At 33.4% G+C, this 16341-nt stretch carries 20 protein-coding genes and 1 tRNA gene; 5 read left to right on the forward strand and 16 right to left on the reverse strand.

The features are described 5' to 3' along the window. The first annotated feature begins 100 nt into the window (after positions 1–100). A complete protein-coding gene (locus GTR01_RS21745) occupies positions 101–361 on the forward strand; it encodes a hypothetical protein (RefSeq protein WP_160139824.1) in 261 nt (86 codons plus the stop codon). A 130-nt stretch (positions 362–491) separates the two neighbouring features. On the opposite strand, the gene GTR01_RS21750 is transcribed toward GTR01_RS21745, so the two are convergent. The 6 genes from GTR01_RS21750 to GTR01_RS21775 form a co-directional block, all read right to left on the reverse strand. Continuing rightward, positions 492–1112, reverse strand: coding sequence for a hypothetical protein (locus GTR01_RS21750; RefSeq protein WP_160139825.1), 621 nt, complete (start codon positions 1110–1112; stop codon positions 492–494). Position 1113: 1 nt separating this feature from the next. After that, positions 1114–3378 (reverse strand): ThiF family adenylyltransferase, encoded by a 2265-nt coding sequence (locus tag GTR01_RS21755; RefSeq protein ID WP_160139826.1) that lies wholly within the window; start codon positions 3376–3378, stop codon positions 1114–1116. Further along, a complete protein-coding gene (locus GTR01_RS21760; protein ID WP_160139827.1) occupies positions 3359–4519 on the reverse strand; it encodes a cobyric acid synthase CobQ in 1161 nt (386 codons plus the stop codon). Before GTR01_RS21760 ends, GTR01_RS21755 begins: the two co-directional genes overlap by 20 nt. Before the next feature lie 249 nt (positions 4520–4768). Further along, positions 4769–7507: a tetratricopeptide repeat protein gene (locus tag GTR01_RS21765; protein WP_160139828.1), complete on the reverse strand. Its 2739-nt coding sequence runs from the start codon at positions 7505–7507 to the stop codon at positions 4769–4771. 330 nt (positions 7508–7837) lie between these two features. Next, positions 7838–7917, reverse strand: a tRNA-Leu gene (locus GTR01_RS21770). A gap of 93 nt (positions 7918–8010) precedes the next feature. Further along, positions 8011–8778 carry an MBL fold metallo-hydrolase gene (locus GTR01_RS21775; RefSeq protein ID WP_160139829.1) on the reverse strand — a complete coding sequence of 256 codons (768 nt, stop codon included), beginning with the start codon at positions 8776–8778 and terminating at the stop codon, positions 8011–8013. Positions 8779–8832: 54 nt separating this feature from the next. Here GTR01_RS21775 and GTR01_RS21780 point away from each other — a divergent pair, with 54 nt between their 5' ends. Further along, positions 8833–10260: a TonB-dependent receptor gene (locus GTR01_RS21780; RefSeq protein WP_160139830.1), complete on the forward strand. Its 1428-nt coding sequence runs from the start codon at positions 8833–8835 to the stop codon at positions 10258–10260. An 11-nt stretch (positions 10261–10271) separates the two neighbouring features. Continuing rightward, on the forward strand, positions 10272–10721 hold the full coding sequence (locus GTR01_RS21785) for a GAF domain-containing protein (protein WP_160139831.1): 450 nt from the start codon (positions 10272–10274) through the stop codon (positions 10719–10721). A 59-nt stretch (positions 10722–10780) separates the two neighbouring features. Here GTR01_RS21785 and GTR01_RS21790 read toward each other — a convergent pair whose 3' ends face one another. The 10 genes from GTR01_RS21790 to GTR01_RS21830 form a co-directional block, all read right to left on the reverse strand. Then, positions 10781–11248 (reverse strand): cupin domain-containing protein, encoded by a 468-nt coding sequence (locus GTR01_RS21790; RefSeq protein ID WP_160139832.1) that lies wholly within the window; start codon positions 11246–11248, stop codon positions 10781–10783. A gap of 14 nt (positions 11249–11262) precedes the next feature. After that, positions 11263–12018: an ABC transporter substrate-binding protein gene (locus GTR01_RS21795; protein ID WP_160139833.1), complete on the reverse strand. Its 756-nt coding sequence runs from the start codon at positions 12016–12018 to the stop codon at positions 11263–11265. Positions 12019–12044: 26 nt separating this feature from the next. Next, positions 12045–13367: a magnesium transporter gene (mgtE, locus tag GTR01_RS21800; RefSeq protein WP_123870408.1), complete on the reverse strand. Its 1323-nt coding sequence runs from the start codon at positions 13365–13367 to the stop codon at positions 12045–12047. Positions 13368–13529: 162 nt separating this feature from the next. After that, complete coding sequence (locus GTR01_RS21805; protein ID WP_160139834.1) at positions 13530–13691, reverse strand: hypothetical protein; 162 nt, start codon at positions 13689–13691, stop codon at positions 13530–13532. Between the two features lie 20 nt (positions 13692–13711). After that, a complete protein-coding gene (locus tag GTR01_RS21810; RefSeq protein WP_160139835.1) occupies positions 13712–13867 on the reverse strand; it encodes a bacteriocin-like protein in 156 nt (51 codons plus the stop codon). Between the two features lie 29 nt (positions 13868–13896). Beyond that, positions 13897–14040: a bacteriocin-like protein gene (locus tag GTR01_RS21815; protein ID WP_160139836.1), complete on the reverse strand. Its 144-nt coding sequence runs from the start codon at positions 14038–14040 to the stop codon at positions 13897–13899. A 143-nt stretch (positions 14041–14183) separates the two neighbouring features. Further along, positions 14184–14330 carry a bacteriocin-like protein gene (locus GTR01_RS24935; RefSeq protein ID WP_410492611.1) on the reverse strand — a complete coding sequence of 49 codons (147 nt, stop codon included), beginning with the start codon at positions 14328–14330 and terminating at the stop codon, positions 14184–14186. Positions 14331–14365: 35 nt separating this feature from the next. Beyond that, complete coding sequence (locus GTR01_RS21820; RefSeq protein WP_160139837.1) at positions 14366–14506, reverse strand: bacteriocin-like protein; 141 nt, start codon at positions 14504–14506, stop codon at positions 14366–14368. Between the two features lie 25 nt (positions 14507–14531). After that, positions 14532–14675 carry a bacteriocin-like protein gene (locus GTR01_RS21825; protein WP_160139838.1) on the reverse strand — a complete coding sequence of 48 codons (144 nt, stop codon included), beginning with the start codon at positions 14673–14675 and terminating at the stop codon, positions 14532–14534. Positions 14676–15043: 368 nt separating this feature from the next. Beyond that, positions 15044–15592, reverse strand: a complete 549-nt coding sequence (locus GTR01_RS21830; protein WP_160139839.1) for a pyruvate decarboxylase — start codon at positions 15590–15592, stop codon at positions 15044–15046. 173 nt (positions 15593–15765) lie between these two features. Between GTR01_RS21830 and rpsO the strand changes: the two genes are divergently transcribed. Continuing rightward, complete coding sequence (gene rpsO, locus GTR01_RS21835) at positions 15766–16035, forward strand: 30S ribosomal protein S15 (RefSeq protein ID WP_045494446.1); 270 nt, start codon at positions 15766–15768, stop codon at positions 16033–16035. A 99-nt stretch (positions 16036–16134) separates the two neighbouring features. Further along, positions 16135–16341 (forward strand): helix-turn-helix domain-containing protein (locus GTR01_RS21840; protein WP_160137680.1); only part of this gene is annotated, 207 nt, incomplete at its 3' end.

Consider the following 16341-nt stretch of genomic DNA (forward strand, 5'->3'; position numbering starts at 1 on the left):
TTCAGATTTTAGAAATCCTACCGTTAAGCTGTTCAGATTTTATTTATCCTGTTTTTTCGTTGTTAAAAGTAAGCATATTTTTTTAAGAAAATAAATATAAATGGAAAATATAATTTTTTGGCGTTATCAAATTATCAATATAGGAACAAGGGAAACTCCTTTTTATGGAGTGCATGAAGTTTATTTCAACGAAAAAACTGGAAAAACTATTTCGTGGACAGAAGATCCGGTTGCTTTAGATAATTATGGGAATCCAGAAGAATTAAAAAATGATCTAGAAAAGATTTTATCAGATATTAAAAAACAACCAGTTTTATTGGAATCCGAACTTGAACAGGATTTGGAAAAAGATAATATATAAACTTTGTCTAGGGTGGTATTTCAATTACTTAATTAGTCAGTACTTAATCTATTTTAAAGTTATTCAATTTGATTATAACTGTCAGATTAAGTATTGACTAATTCAATTAATTAAAGGTTAAAATTTTCAATTACAAAGTCGTTGATTCAACTGCAAGAACGTTTGTTACAAATCTTTTTCCTCTATTACGAGTATTAATCAAGTTTGCAAAATATTGCATAACTAGAAATAGGATGTAATAATATTTATATACAGGCTGAATAAAAAAAAGTGCTAAAGCTCCCATACAAAACATTAGCAAAAAACTTAATGATGTCAGATCTCTTGCTAATAAGAAAGCTCGATGGCTATCTACTACTAATGTGTTAGTAGAATTTTTTCTATAAATTTTATACCAAAGTTTATTTTGTTCTGATGGTTTTTTTGGTAAGTATCCAAATGTATTCTTTAGTTGCCTTGCATCAATTCTTGAATCTTTTTTACTTAATTCTGAAAATGCTACTGAACCAGGTAAAGGATCTTGTAGTTTCCAAAAAATTATAATTGCTTTTTGATGACTAGATAATAGTCCATTTAGTAGAAATAATATAATAGGAGCAATACTTGCTCCTAATGTTTTTGTCCATAATAAAACATCAAATTTTTCAAGAAACTTTGGAAAAATTAAAGTTAGAATAATTATAATGTTTGCTGCTAAAAACACCCACAATAATGTTGTGTTTTTACTTTTTAAATTAACTTCATTTTGCATATTAAAAAATATATGGGTAAAAGCCATTTGGAGTAATTATCGATAGAAACACTGGTAATGGTGTTCTTAATGATTCTAGCTCTGTCTTGTGCTCCCCGACACGTTGCATATCGGTTGAACTAAGACAATCAGGACCTTCAGGATGTGAATGCCACTCTCCAATGTATCCGATTTGACCACCTGTTTTTTTGTTAATTAGATCAATTTCATTTGATAAATCCTTAAATCCTCTAAGGAAAATTGAAGAATTTCCTTTGCTGTCAGACGGTGCCTCAAGTAGATCTGTTACATAAATAGTTTTTGTTTTATGATTGCATTGCCCTAGAAAAACACCTCCGGTTTCGCTTTTTCCTGCTTTTTCTGCTTGCTTTTTAACATGATCAAGAATTTCATTTTTAAATCTAATCTCCCAATCACTATTCACTGCAGAATAAACATCAAAGGGTTTAACGTTCATCATTTCTGTCTCGATTGTGTAATGATTGTCATCTGTAATTCTATGAATGTAGATCTTTCCTTCTTCAGTGTATGAGGTGATTTCTCTTTTTAATAATCCTGTAAAGTAGGCTCCGTGAGATGACACTTTTTCATCTGATAATACGGTCGTCTCGGAATTACATCCTATTCCAACTCTCACTAATAAATTATTGGAATTTTCGAATTGTTCTCTACTGAGCCATTCAGAAATTTTAGGTATATCATTAGCGCTAGAGTATAGATAAGCTTGAAGATCATCAATTCTTGGGTTTCTATTTACTCCCTCTTTGTATAATAAACCTAAATTTCCATGATCTGTAATTGATGCACTTGCAATTTTACAGGATGAAGGACTTCGTAATACTGAAAGTTTATTAAAAAATGCTTCAGAAGCAGTAAAATCAAAAACCCAGTCATATGACTTAAATGTTTCTTCTTCATATATAAGTCCATCCTTAAATGATGTGGAAGATAATGTGTCCACTGATTTACCTGGATATAAATCTACTATTTTCTGTTGTAAAGCTTCAGCTTTGTTTTCACCTATACTATCAGCAAAAAGTGCGTGTCTTACAACATTGTGTGAGGAAAACTCATCAGGGTCTAATAACGTCAGGTTTGTAACTCCATTTCTAGCGAGATGCATTACAATCTTAGATCCTAGAGCACCACAGCCAAAGACAACACCTCTTTTTAGTATGTTTGTATAATTTGAGATCTTTTCGGCTTGCGCCGTTGACAAAGATTGATTATGTGAAAGTATATTTATTGGAAAATTACCTGCAATTTTGCCATCTACGATATGGTCTTTGGTTAGATTAAATTCAAAGTTCATCAATTCAAAAACACTAGAATAACCAATCAAAGGTTTTGGACGTCTTATGCCTACAATTACCGGAAATGAAATCATCTTACACTCAGCAATTATTTTTTCTAAATCTTCATAATTAATTTTAAAGCTTTCACAAAACAATTTAAAATCTTCCCAGTTTCTTGGAAGATTTATCTCATACTTTTCATTAATAACTTTATCGTCATTCCATATTATGAATGCTAAGCGTAATTCACGTTTCGTAAGATCTTCTTTATTTTTTTCTTGATGTTCTTCAATCTCTTTTGCTAATGAAATAAAATTCGCAGGAGTTACTTTTTTAGTGAATTTGTACGCTCGTCTTTCCTTGTGGTTTATCTGTTCAAACTGAACAATAGAAAACTGCTGTGTAATTGGAAAAGGGTTGTTTTCTATAATGGAGTTTACGATAAAATTGTAGTCATATAATATTGTACTATAATATCCCTCAAGCCTCATTGGTTCAAATTGATTTCCATCTTCAGTCAATTCTCCGACTGCAGCTGCTCTAAACCAGTTACTAATGCGAATTATTACATCATTAATTCTTTTATTTGAATACCATTCATTAGCGTTTTCTCGAACATAACAAATTGCTGGTGGTCGGTTATTGCTTGCAATATATAAATGAGCTAAACTATTCTTTGGAAAATCATGCCTATCTGTATAAATATTGGGGCTTTTTTCTGGATATGTCAAAATATCGAAAACAAGTAAGATGGGTTCGATCTGTCTAATATCGATGTTTTCATGTGTTCCTAAGCTAGGTAGATCAACATTAATTTCAAAAGGAATGGCAATTCTTTGATTTCCCCATTCTAAAATATCAAGATTTCTTCCTGCTAAACGTTCCAGCGAAGCTAGAGAATCCTTTAAATAAGGATTCTCTATTTCTCCGGAATATTTTTGCAGAGTGCTGCTATATGTCATGACTTCCATATTTAGATGTAGTATTTACAATTCCTAATGCTGCAGTTCCAGCAGCTTTTGCTGTGCCTTCTCCTTGCTTAGGCTTAACTACTCCTAGCGATGTTACTTCAAAAACGATAGGTTGAGGAACTTTATTAATAAGTTCGTATGTAGAAGTGTTTAAAAAATTAGAAGAGCCCACTTTTTTAACAAATTCACTTTTTGCTTCATAGTGAGGTGGATTATCGTCATCATCCAATATTTTTTTACTGGATGCGATAACTTTTGCATTACTTCTTCTGTAATCCAACGCTTCTAAAGAAGTTTTTTTAGGAGTTGGATTTTCGTTTTGAGGACGATCATTAAAAAATGACCAAGAGCAATGGTGTGGCGAAAGAAATAAATCCCATTCCAAGGCCTTACTATTATTATGTTTCTTGGTTTTGTCCAAGATAATATCCCATGATGTATGATCGGAGTCTCCTCCAAACATTGCTAATGTTGAAAAGTCTTGTTGATATTCATTGTTTTTAAATCTTGCCTGAAAAACAATGCTTGTGGAATTCTTTTTGTCATCCCCTTCTGATTCCAAGTGTTCTTTAAAAGGTGCATGAATAAAAACAGAAAATAATTTCTGGTCTTTATCATTGAAGCGAGAAACGACCGTTCCGGGAGTCGATCTTAGGTGATTTAAGTCCTGATAATCCTTGTTTCCATCATAACCAATGATTCTGATTCTGTTACCGGGCTTATCTTTCTGTGAAGAGCCTTTTCTGTGAAGTTCTAATCTTCTCTCTGCTTCTTTTTGATATGCATCTTCATCTTCATTAGAATGTTCTTCTGCAATCATTGGTGAAAACCACATTGCATCAACACGAATTAAATTATTCTTTTTATCTTCATCTGAATAATCTCTTGGGTCTCCCTGGTAAAAATGGGTTTTAAATCCTCTGCAATGATCCTGGTCTCCATGAGTTAATATAAAAACATCAACAAATGGAATTCCATTGTCTTTTTGAAGATTTTTTAAAAGATCTTTCTTTACATCAAAGATGTCGTCTACACAGTTTCTGATATTACAATCTACAATAATAGTTGTTTTGTCTTCAAGAGTGATTAATGAATTATCACCGTTTCCTACGGGATAGTATTTTATTGTTGCGTTCTGCATAAAAATTGTTTTAAACTTATATTAATAATTAATTCCAAAAAGTTCTGCTAGAAATATTAGTAGTGGCAGAATCCACTTCTTAAAGAAATTATTACAAATGTTGTTTAAACACAATTTTTATTATATTTGTGCGTTATAAAATAACAAATCTAAAATTTCTCTAAGGTATCTTAACTCGGAGAGATTAACAAAAGTTCAAGGAGGGTGAGAATTTCTTGGACTTTTTATTTTCTAATATTCTATATCATTCTACTCTAAATTTTCTTTTAAAATTTTTAATTCTTCCTTTAATTCATATATTGTTTCTTTTAGTTCTTTTCCTGCTCGCAAATATTCGTTCGGGAAATCATCCTGTACATTTTCCATTAGAACAAAATAAATTGGTTTGAAAATCATTTCAAGATCTTCTATCTCTTTGAATAGATTCAATAAAATAGTATTTTCTTTTTTAACAATTAACAACAGAAAATATGTTACAAAATCAGCAAATATTTTGTTGTATAATGTTTCGCCCCTTCTTGTATCAATATCATCAATCAGCTTATGAATTGGTTCCTTTATAACTTCTAGAGACTCATTTACTTTTCCATTCCAGAGCAATATTTTAGCATGTAGTAATGTTAATTTTGGTGAAGGTTCTAAATCTGTGTCTAGTGCTTTTTGTATCAATTCTAAGGCATACAGCTTCTTATCGTTTCTAAACTCATTAAATATCGTTTCAGCCCAGCATCCTAATGCATCAAGTTCACCCATCTCATTTGCTTTTTCAAACATGAAATCTGACCTGTCATATTGCTTCTCTGTCGCAAGCACATGTGCTAGCTGATGTACAGAATCAGCATTTCCTTTTTCAACACCTTCTTCAAGAGCTTCAATAGCTTTTTCAGTTTGATTCATCTTTAAGAACATTCGAGCTAGTTCTACATACCCATCGTCATTTCCTTCGTTTATTGCACTTCTAAGTTCTAATTCTGCTTTCCTGTAATTTGGTCTTGGCTTTAGATAGTAAAATCTGCCAAGGTTTATTTTACCGTGCTCCTCTTTAGCTTTTATTGCCAGTAAAAGCATTTTTTCTGCATCCTTCGGTTTTCTGGTCATTGTAAACAATCGTGCTAGACGCGTGTAAGGTGCCCCGGTTTTGGCAGTAATTGCTTCATTATAATATTGAATAGCCTTGTCGTAATCTCCTTTCTCGGCATAAATATCGCCTAAAGAATTTAATGATAACTTAAACTTCATGGAAATAGCCTTTTCATGAAATTTAATTGCTTCATCAAAATTATCTTCTAATTCTAAAGCAATATCTCCCAAGCGGTATGCTGCATATCCGTGTGCATTTGGTAACTCTAAACTTAATTTATAAAATTTTGCAGCTTCGTGTAAATTGTCATCTTGAAATTCATAAAAAGTACCTATAGTAATTGCCATCTGAGCATTTTGATTATCCAATGCCCAAGCCTTTTTGGCAGATTCCCTTGCTTTTTTGATCTGATTACTAAATATATAAAGTGATGTTGCTACTGTATAATAGTTTGCATCTTTGATTTTGATGTCCTCTAATAGATTTTCAGCTTCTTCAAACTTATTCTTTTTGATCAGGTTTTTTATTTTGTCTAATAATCCTGATTCGGATATTTTCGTATTTTTTAATAAACGATCCGGAAGAATTGAGTTGGTGGTTTTAATCAATTCTTCTTTTAGAGTTTCTGGTAAGTTTTCACAAGACAAAAATGTATTGCCCATATCAATTGCTGCATTGATGTCGTAATTTCCTCCTTTAAGATTATTGATATGTTTTTTTACACGTTTGGTTAATTCTGATTCGTCACACCAAGCATCAAAAAATCTAACGAGCCACACAACATTATCTTTGTCATTTTTACGACCAAATCTCATTAAATACCAAATATTCATAAATCTCTCCTTAATTCTGTAAAGGTGATTTTTTGTATTTGTTGGTATTTTTTCGATAAATTGATTTTTTTCCAGATAAGATAAAATGGAGGAAATATTTTTACTTTCTAATCTGGTTTTTTTTGCAATTTCTTTAACCGAAATTGCATCCCATTTTCTAGCTATAGCATCAACGACCTTCTGTTGTTGTGTTGATAACTGGTCGAGTTCTGACTTATACAGGAGTGTCAGTGTATCAATCAATAAATATAGATCTTTTATAGCTCTTCCATTTTCATTGTCCATGAAAATCTGGAATAAATATGACATTGTTCTAGGAACACCTCCAGTCAAGCGTCTCAAAGCTTCAACTCTTCCTGGATGCTGCTCTATGATGTTACGAATTTGCTGCTCTTCTCCATATTGTTGACCTATCTTTATAAGTAGTTTTTCACAATCTGCCTTATTTAAACTGTCAAGCTCAATAATTTTTAAAAATTTATATTCATCTTCTTGAAAATCGATATTTCCGTCATTAAAAGTTGTTGATGTGCCAATGACTTTAAAATTCGAATCGGATTCTAAAATTCTGAATAGCTTTTTCTTTTCATTGTCTGATATTTTCTTCAAGAAAAAATTAAAATTCTCAATGAAAAGGATTGCCGTTTTATTTTTTTCGATTAGGAAGTTTCTTAAAAAATCATATGATTTTTGCTCAAAATCCTTTTCTTTATCAATGATACTTGCAATTGTTTCAGATAAAGACTCCTGATAGAAGCTGTCTTCTATTGTCATTGCAATGGTTTCCCATAAATTTGTTAAATCGGAAAGACTATACTGTTCTTCGCTGAACATTATTGGTATATATTTCTTGCGAAGCGTGTCGTTATCAATGATTTCATAATTGAGTCTATGTATAAGAGTGGTTTTCCCAGCTCCTCTCTGTCCAATAATAATGACATTTTTAGGCTCTGAGGTTTTAAGCAGGTTTTCCCTCAGTGATTCAAATTGATTGGTTCTTACCACAAACCCTTCAATTAAATTTGCTTTGGATTTTATTCCTGTGTTGTTTCTTAATAATAGATCCTGGTTCATATGACGATTTATTTCTCGTCAAAGATATGACATTTTTTTTATCGTTAAAAATTTTTAACGATTTTTTTATCGTTATTTTTTTTGATCTTAGGATTTACCTTGTTTTCTTTGATTAATAATAGGTTTGTTAAAATGAGAATTTTTGATTATGGATCTTTGTTATATTCAAAAAATGGATTGACAGCATATTAAGTTGAAGGTGAGAGAATTGAGAGTATATAAAAGAAGATGTCTATGTAAATTGATAAGAAGGATAATATTTTAGTCCCCCTTTTGATCCCCTAAAAATCAAAAACCTCTGAAAATCAAATGGTTTCAGAGGTTTTTTTGTACCCAGGACCGGGATCGAACCGGTACTCCTAAGAACTGGTGTTTGAGACCAGCGCGTCTACCAATTCCGCCACCTGGGCTTGATGTTTACTCCAAACGCGTTGTTTGTTTCAAATTGGTGTGCAAATATAGGAACTTTTTTCAATGTTCAAAAGCTTTTTGTAAAAAAAGTTTTAAAAATTTATCTCCAAACCATCGTAGGCAAGGTGCATTCCGGATGGAAGTAGTTTATCTTCAATGTCATGCATACCCAAGTGATGACTGATATGAGTTAAAAATAATTTTTTAGGTTTTAGCTCTTCAAACAGTTTTATGACATCAGGAAGGATAAAATGAGCCGGATGCGGATCAAATTTTCTGATACAGTTTAAAATTAGGACATCCAGATTCTTTAATTTTTCTTTTTCCGTTTCAGAAATAAAACCAGCATCTGTAATATAGGCAAGGTTTTTAAACTTATAACCAAAGACACTAATTTTAAAGTGGATGACCTCAATAGGAGTAACCTCCGTATCCAAAACCTGGAACGGTTTATTTTCTATTTCGTGAAGTTCAAAAGCCGGAGCGCCAGGATATCTTACATCTGCAAAAGCATAAGGAAAACGGTTTTTAATCTCACGGGCTACCCTTGAATAGCAATAAAGGGGAACATCTTTTCCACTTTTAAAAATAAGGGGTCGCATATCATCAAGCCCGATAACATGATCATTATGTTCATGGGTAATCAGTGCAAGATCTACAGTATGTTCTTGGTTGGTAAGCATTTGCTGCCTGAAATCCGGGCCGCAATCGATGAGTATCTTTTTATTTTCATCCGTAGTGACCATTACAGATGAACGTAAACGTTTATCTTTTGGATTTTCGGAAATACACACCTCGCAGGTGCAGCCTATAACGGGCACACCCTGGGAAGTACCGGTTCCTAAAAATTTCAACTTCATTTTGTTTTGAGGTTGGTTTAATTTTGGTAAATTTACAAAAAATTTAATGTCCTAATGTATCAGAAACTAACTCCTAAACAAAAAGCATTAACAATTAATCTAGATCCTACTATTTATGGTACTTTCGCAGAAATTGGAGCAGGGCAGGAGACTGTTCGTCACTTTTTTAGAGCAGGGGGAGCTTCCGGTACGATTGCTAAGGCGATGTCTGCTTATGACAAAGATTTTAGTGATGCCATCTACGGAAAAGAAGTAAAAAATAGGTATGTTACCCAGAATAGACTTCGCAAAATGCTCCGCTATGAAGTAGCTTTGATCGAAGAGAGAATTTCAAGGGATAACAATCCGGACAGAAAGTTCTTTTCCTATGCCAATACAGTAACCACCATCAACTTCGACAAAACAGTAAAAGGCCACGGCTGGGTGGGAATCCGTTTTCAAACTAAAGAAAATGAAGATTACAACGAGATCGTCATCCACGTGAAATTCAAAGAAAATGACGCTACCTTGCAACAGGAAACCCTAGGGAATCTTGGGGTAAACCTTATTTTCGGAGCTTTTAATTACTTTGATAACCCAAGAACCTTAGTAGAGTCTTTATACGATGATATTGCAAAAGACAACCTGGAGATTGATATGATCGACTTCAGTGGGCCTGCTTTTTCTTATGTGGATAACAGATTGATGTCTCTTCAATTGGTGAAAAACGGAATGACTGATGCGGTGATCTTCAATTCTCAGGGGAATAACATGCTTCCGGCAGATGTATTATACAAGAAAAATATCTTTGCGGTAAGAGGAAGTTTCAGACCGGTAACGAAAGTAAATATAGACATGCTTCGAAACGGGATGGATATGTTCTTTAAAGATGCAATCTGTACCCATGAAGAAACAGAAGTCCTTATTGAAATTACGATTTCCAACCTTAGAGCAGATGGAGATATTGATGAAAGAGACTTCCTGGATCGAGTAGATATTTTGGGCAAATTAGGATATACTGTTATTATTTCCAACTTCTCAGAATACTATAGACTGATCGATTATTTTGCCTCTTATACAAGCGGAGATATTGGAGTTGCAATGGGAGTAAACAACCTGTTGATGGTATTTGACGAAAAATACTATAAAAATCTTTCAGGGGGAATTCTTGAAGCCTTCGGTAAGTTTTTCCGAAACGGAATGAGAGTGTACCTGTATCCTTATAAAGATCCTGAAACGCACCAGTTGTTAGATTCTACCAATCTTAAAGTAGAAGAAAACCTGAAAGAATTGTATAAATACTTCATGCGTAACAACCGTATTGTAGATATTACAAATTACAATCCTGAGTTTTTGGAAATTTATTCCAGAGAAATTTTAAGAAAAATAGCATGTTGTGTTAAAGGATGGGAAACCCAGGTTCCTGAAGGCGTAGCAGAAATGATTAAAGAACGTGGAATGTTCGGGTATAAAGAAGAACTTCCTTTAAAACAATTCTCTTAAAAATTAATATAATGTCAGAATTAAAGAAAAGACTTTCCTCTATTCTTGAAAGTCCAAAACATAATACAGAAGAGAAGCTTGAAAAAGTTTGTCACCTGTTAGATCAGGAAATCCCTTATTTTAACTGGACAGGGTTCTACTTTAAAAATGGAGATAAAGATGAGTTGATCTTAGGCCCATATGTAGGAGCTCCAACAGATCATACCATTATTCCTTACGGAAAAGGAATCTGTGGGCAGGTTGCTGTTTCTAATGAAACATTTGTAGTGCCTGATGTACATGAAGAAAGCAATTATTTAAGCTGTTCAATTGATACTAAGGCTGAAATTGTAGTTCCAATCTTTAAAGACGGGAAAAACATTGGTCAGATTGATATTGATTCTCATACCATTGATCCTTTTACAGCTGAAGACAGAGAATTGCTGGAATGGCTTTGTAATGAAGTTTCCAAGATTTTGTAATCAGATTCAATAAAAATATAAAAAAAACTCCGGTTCGTATGACCGGAGTTTTTTATGTTTTATGGGTTGTTGGTGGTGATAACAAACATAATTAAAGGTTCGTTGCCCGTATTTTCAATAGAGTGATATCCAATGGAACTGATGGCAGTAATATCTCCTTTTTGAAGAGCCTTTTTACGAATAGTTCCTTCCATTCCGGTTCTTTCACGGTATTCTCCTGTTCCATGTACTACGACATATAATTCTTCTTCATTTCTCTCATTGTGAGTATGAAACCCTGATTCATCGCCTTTGTTCAATAAAACCATATAAGCAGCCAAACGATTATTAGCGAGTTCAGCTTGATCGAACATTTGTATCATATGTACCGTTCCATTTCCACCATACATATTTTCACGTTTATCAATGCGAGTGAAGCTTCGTTCATCCTTTCCAAATGGCATTACATAAAGATGGATGTATCTCGAAACCTCTTGTATAACGCGATCAAATTCTTCTCCTTCAGATAATATAACTGTTCCGGACATATAAAGTTTAATGTTTAATGTTTAGAATGTATGCTTTGCTGCATCCTTTGAATTTCAGCCAGCAGTTCTTTAAAGTAATGTTCACATTTTGCAATATGAGTTCCATACCATGAAAATGCCTCACCATCTACAATCATGATTTTTTTCTCAGGATAAAAAACTCTTAGTTCTTCAATATGCTTCTCTTTGAATGGAAAAGGTTCGGAAGAAAGCATGATCACATCTGCTTTTTCCAGGTCTTCAGTGGTAATTTCCGGGTAACGGGTTTTGTTTTTGAATACATTCTCAAAACCTATTTCTGCCATTATTTTATGAATAAATGTATCAGAACCAATGGTCATATAAGGGTTTTTCCAGATCAGATAGGCTGCTTTTACAGGAGTCTCAAGTTGAGTCTGATTAAGGATTTCGTAGATTTTCAGATTAAAAAGTTGAGCTCTTTCTTCCTTTCCCAGAAGTTTTCCAAGATTTTTAAGCAGATAATAATTATCCTCAATTGTTTCTACATTGGTTACGATAACCTTGAAATCATCCATAAGAGCTTCTACCTGTTCTTTGATGTTTTCTTCTTTATTAGCGAGGATTATATCCGGTTGAAGAGCCTTAATTTTATCAATGTTGATATTTTTTGTTCCACCAATGATCGCTACATTTCTTACTTTATCCTGAGGATGAATACAGAATTTTGTTCTCCCGATAACTTCATGGTCGGTGAGTCCCAAGTCAAATAAAGCCTCTGTAATAGAGGGTACAAGTGAAACGATTTTCATATTGGCATTTTAGAAGATGCCTAAAATTACAAAAGTTTTCCGGTTAAGAAAAGTCCGGCTACCGTAAAATAGATGATTAATCCGGTAACATCCACCAATGTTGCCACAAATGGGGCAGAAGAGGTGGCAGGGTCAAGCTTTAATTTCTTTAAAACAAACGGGATCATAGACCCTGATAAAGTTCCCCATAATACAATGGCAATCAGAGAAACAGAAACACTTAATCCTACATATACCCAATACTGGCCATAGTCGAAAAGACCAATTTTCTGCCAAAGCATAATCCTGATAAATCCAATTACCCCTAAAATAGCACCCAGACATAATCCGGAGATGATTTCCTTTCTCATCACATACCACCAATCTTTAAGATTGATCTCCTGAAGTGCCATAGCACGGATAATCAATGTAGCAGCCTGTGATCCGGAGTTTCCACCACTCGAAATAATCAGAGGAACAAATAAGGCAAGAACAACCGCTTTTTCAATTTCTTTATCAAAATACCCCATGGCTGAAGCAGTCAACATTTCAGAAACAAATAGAATGATAAGCCAGGTCGCCCTTTTTTTAATCATTTCTGTCCATGAAGTTTGGGTGTAGGGAAGATCCAGCGCTTCCAATCCCCCAAATTTCTGAATATCCTCGGTATTTTGTTGTTCGATTTGGTCAAGGATATCATCAATGGTTACAATACCAACCAGAACACCGGCTTCGGTAATAATAGGAAGAGCTCCACGGTCATATTTTTCGAAATAGGTTACAGCATCCTCTTTGGAAGTGGTTGTAGTAATCGCTACAAAATGATTGTCTGTCATATCAGAAACCAGTGTATCTTCCTCTTCCAATAATAAAGTTCCGATGGCAAGGTCATCAATCAGACGATTTCTTTCATCTACTACATATAGGTAGTTCATGGTTTCCACCTTTCTTCCTACCTTTTTAATCTGTTGAAGGCATCTTTTTACAGTCCATTCCTTACGGATCTGGATATAATAAGGAGTCATCAGACGGGCAATAGAGTCAGAATTGTAGCCTAATAGCTTTAAGGCAATCCTTCTTTCCTGCGGATTAAGGTGATTGATGGAATACTTGATCAGTTCATCGGGAAAGTCCTCAAAAAGAGCAGTCCTGTCATCAGGAGTCATGGCATTCAAAATCTCAGAAACCTCGTCGCTTCCGATACTTCTAATCGTATCTTCTTGAAAGTCTGGATCAAGATGGGAGAAAACTTCAGCTTTATATTCTTTCGGAACTTTCAAAAATGCGAGCAGTCGCTCGTCAGCTGGAAGTTCGCTGAGAGTTTCGGCAATATCGGCAGGATTGAAGATAAGTTCGTCTCTAGAATTCAAAACGTAAAATTTTTTAGGATATGCAAAAATAATTCAAATTTTTAAGACTGAGCAATAAACTGGGAAATTTAAGGATTTATTAAAGTCTGAAGTCCAAAAAAGGCATTAAAAAACACCCACCGAAGCGGATGTTAAAAATTAAATTTAAAATTCCAATATTCTTTAATTGGGTTCACATTCTGAAGTAGGAATGTAGATACAAACAGCATTGGTGCAGCATTGGTATGGCCCGCAATCTGAATTGTCACCACACTTTTTTATTCCGCTTCCTTTAATGTTTTTTTGCTCAAGCCTATTTAGCTTCTTAAGGTTAAAGTTTTTCATGACCAAGAATAAATTTAGAATTAGGGTTCTATCATACAATCATGATCAATGCATTCTCCATTACAGCAATATCCAACGGAGCAAGTCCTCTTTTCGCTGCATCTGAAAAGACTCATGCCACCATTAATTTCTTTGGCAGCCTGTCTACTGAGTTTTTTAAGGTTTGAATTTTTCATGAGAATAATTTTATATTAAAGTTTCAAAATTATTCTTCAAAACAGATATATTCCATACAAATACCCTTGCAACACATTCCGAAAACACATTGTGAATGTTCTGTACATCTTGTAAGACCTGCTCCCTTGATTTGCTTTGCAGTTTCTCTGCTGATTTTTTTTAGATTTTTCATAGCTTTTTAGTTTTAAATGTTATACTAAAATAATAAATATTTTCTATTTATTCATTTAATGGTGAAAATATTTAAATGAAAATAAATAATTAGTTTCTATTGTTTTGAATAAATGAAAAACACCTGAAAACAGGCGTTGAATTTTATTCCAATGGGCATGGATATGTAACACAGGTGTTTCGGCAACATGATCCTCCAGGACACTCAAAGTGCTCAATGCATCGCTTGATAATTCCGTTGCCTTTAATTTCTTTTTGTTCTTGTCTGTTGATTTTCTTTAAATTTTTCATGTGATTTGATTTTGAATAGTTTAAAATGATTTATATTATTCCATACAGATAAATGGTGAACAAATACCATTGCAACACCATCCTGCAGCGCATGGATTGAATTCATTGCATCTTTCAGTAGACCCGCCATTAATTTGGCTCGCCTTTTCTCTACTAAGTTTCTTTAGATTTTTCATGTGATCTGTTTGAATGGTTGGTAATTTAATTTTCAATACAAGCACGTGGTGAACAAACACCATTACAGCACCAGCCTACAATACATGGATTAGTTCTGCTGCATTTTCCAATGAGCCCACCATTGATTTGTTTGGCGGCCGCTCTACTGATTTTCTTTAGATTTTTCATATAATTTAGATTTTATTGTTCTACTAAAATAGTAAATAATTTCTAATTATTCATTGGTTGGTGAAAATATTTAACTGAAAATCAATCAAATGCAAAACAATTTATGTGTGATTAATGATTTTGAAAATTTATAGGGGATGGTTTTAGCAATGAGAAAATCTGTGTATTTTTAAGATATATAGTATGTAAATTACCCTTACGCTTTGGTGTTTTTTAACAACAGATAATCAATTTATTCGAGAAGTGGAACAAGTGAAATTAGAACCTGCTCAATTATTGATGATTCACTTGCAAAGCAAAATTAACTATTGATATGGTTTCAATAGAATAAATGCATTTAGAAAAAATTGGATACTAAACTTTAAAAACTATAATTCTGATTCCGTAGGTTTTAGCTTTCTCAGTTTTTTGATAATTCCTTTAATCGCACCTTCTGTACCTATTTTTACAGAGTTTACGGTAGATCCTAAAAGACGCATGTTTTTACGGTAAGTATCATGATCAGTTTCTGTCACCAGATTTCCATCAGCTCCAAAAAGTTTCATGCTTACTACCACCTGATTGGAGAACACATATTTTCCAAAACCTACTTTGAAGTAACGTACTTTGGAAACAATAGCGAAATCAGCATCATTATTGGTGCAATAATCTACGATCGTTTGTTTATCTATGCTGTCAAAGGGAACCTGAACTTCAGCACGAAGCATTTTATTTCTTCTACCGCTGAAATTGTCGGATACGGCATCAAAGAATGCATTGTTGGTAGGCTCCTTTATTTCATCAATATCAGGCTCTACCTCGGGATTGAAGTATAGAACTTTCTTTATTTTATCATCAGCATTTCTTTGTGCTTTTACTGAAGTAAAGCCAATGAATAAAAAAGTAGTAACTGCTGTAAAGAATATAAATTTTCTCATTTGTAATTCGAATGCAAAATTACTGCCTTTTCGTTGAATTGTGTAAAATTTATTAAGAAATTTTTAACATTTTTTTCTATCAAATTTGATTTATGAAATCAATAATGTTTGCAGATTCAAAAAATAGTCGTAATTTTGCACCCGTTACATAATAATCATTAAACAATATTGGAATGTACTTAACAACAGACAAAAAGCAGGAAATTTTCGCACAACACGGAAAATCTGCACAGGACACAGGAAGCGCAGAAGGACAAATCGCTCTTTTCACTTTCAGAATTAATCACTTATCTCAGCACTTAAAGGCTAACCGTCATGATTTCAACACAGAGAGATCTCTAGTGAAATTGGTAGGTAAGAGAAAAAGTTTACTAGATTACCTTAAGAAAAAAGATATCGCAAGATATAGAGCAATTATTGCTGCATTAGGACTAAGAAAATAATCTATAAAGATTTTCAAAATAAAGCAACTTCGAAAGAGGTTGCTTTTTTGTTGTATACTGTCCCGTCCTGAAATAAGTTGACAACTAATCGACTTATTTATGAAACATCAAGGATTAACAAGAGAAAAGCGTACACAAAAGGACTATAGTATAGCCTTTAAATTAAGAATTGTTTCTCAAGTAGAAAACGGCGATTACACTTACAAGCAGGCTCAAAAAGAGTATGGTATTCAGGGAAAGAGTACCGTTTTGGTTTGGTTGCGAAGATATGGTAACTTAGAGTGGAGTAAACCCAAACTTCATACT

It is taken from the genome of Chryseobacterium sp. c4a, from assembly GCF_009900745.1.
GTDB lineage: Bacteria > Bacteroidota > Bacteroidia > Flavobacteriales > Weeksellaceae > Chryseobacterium.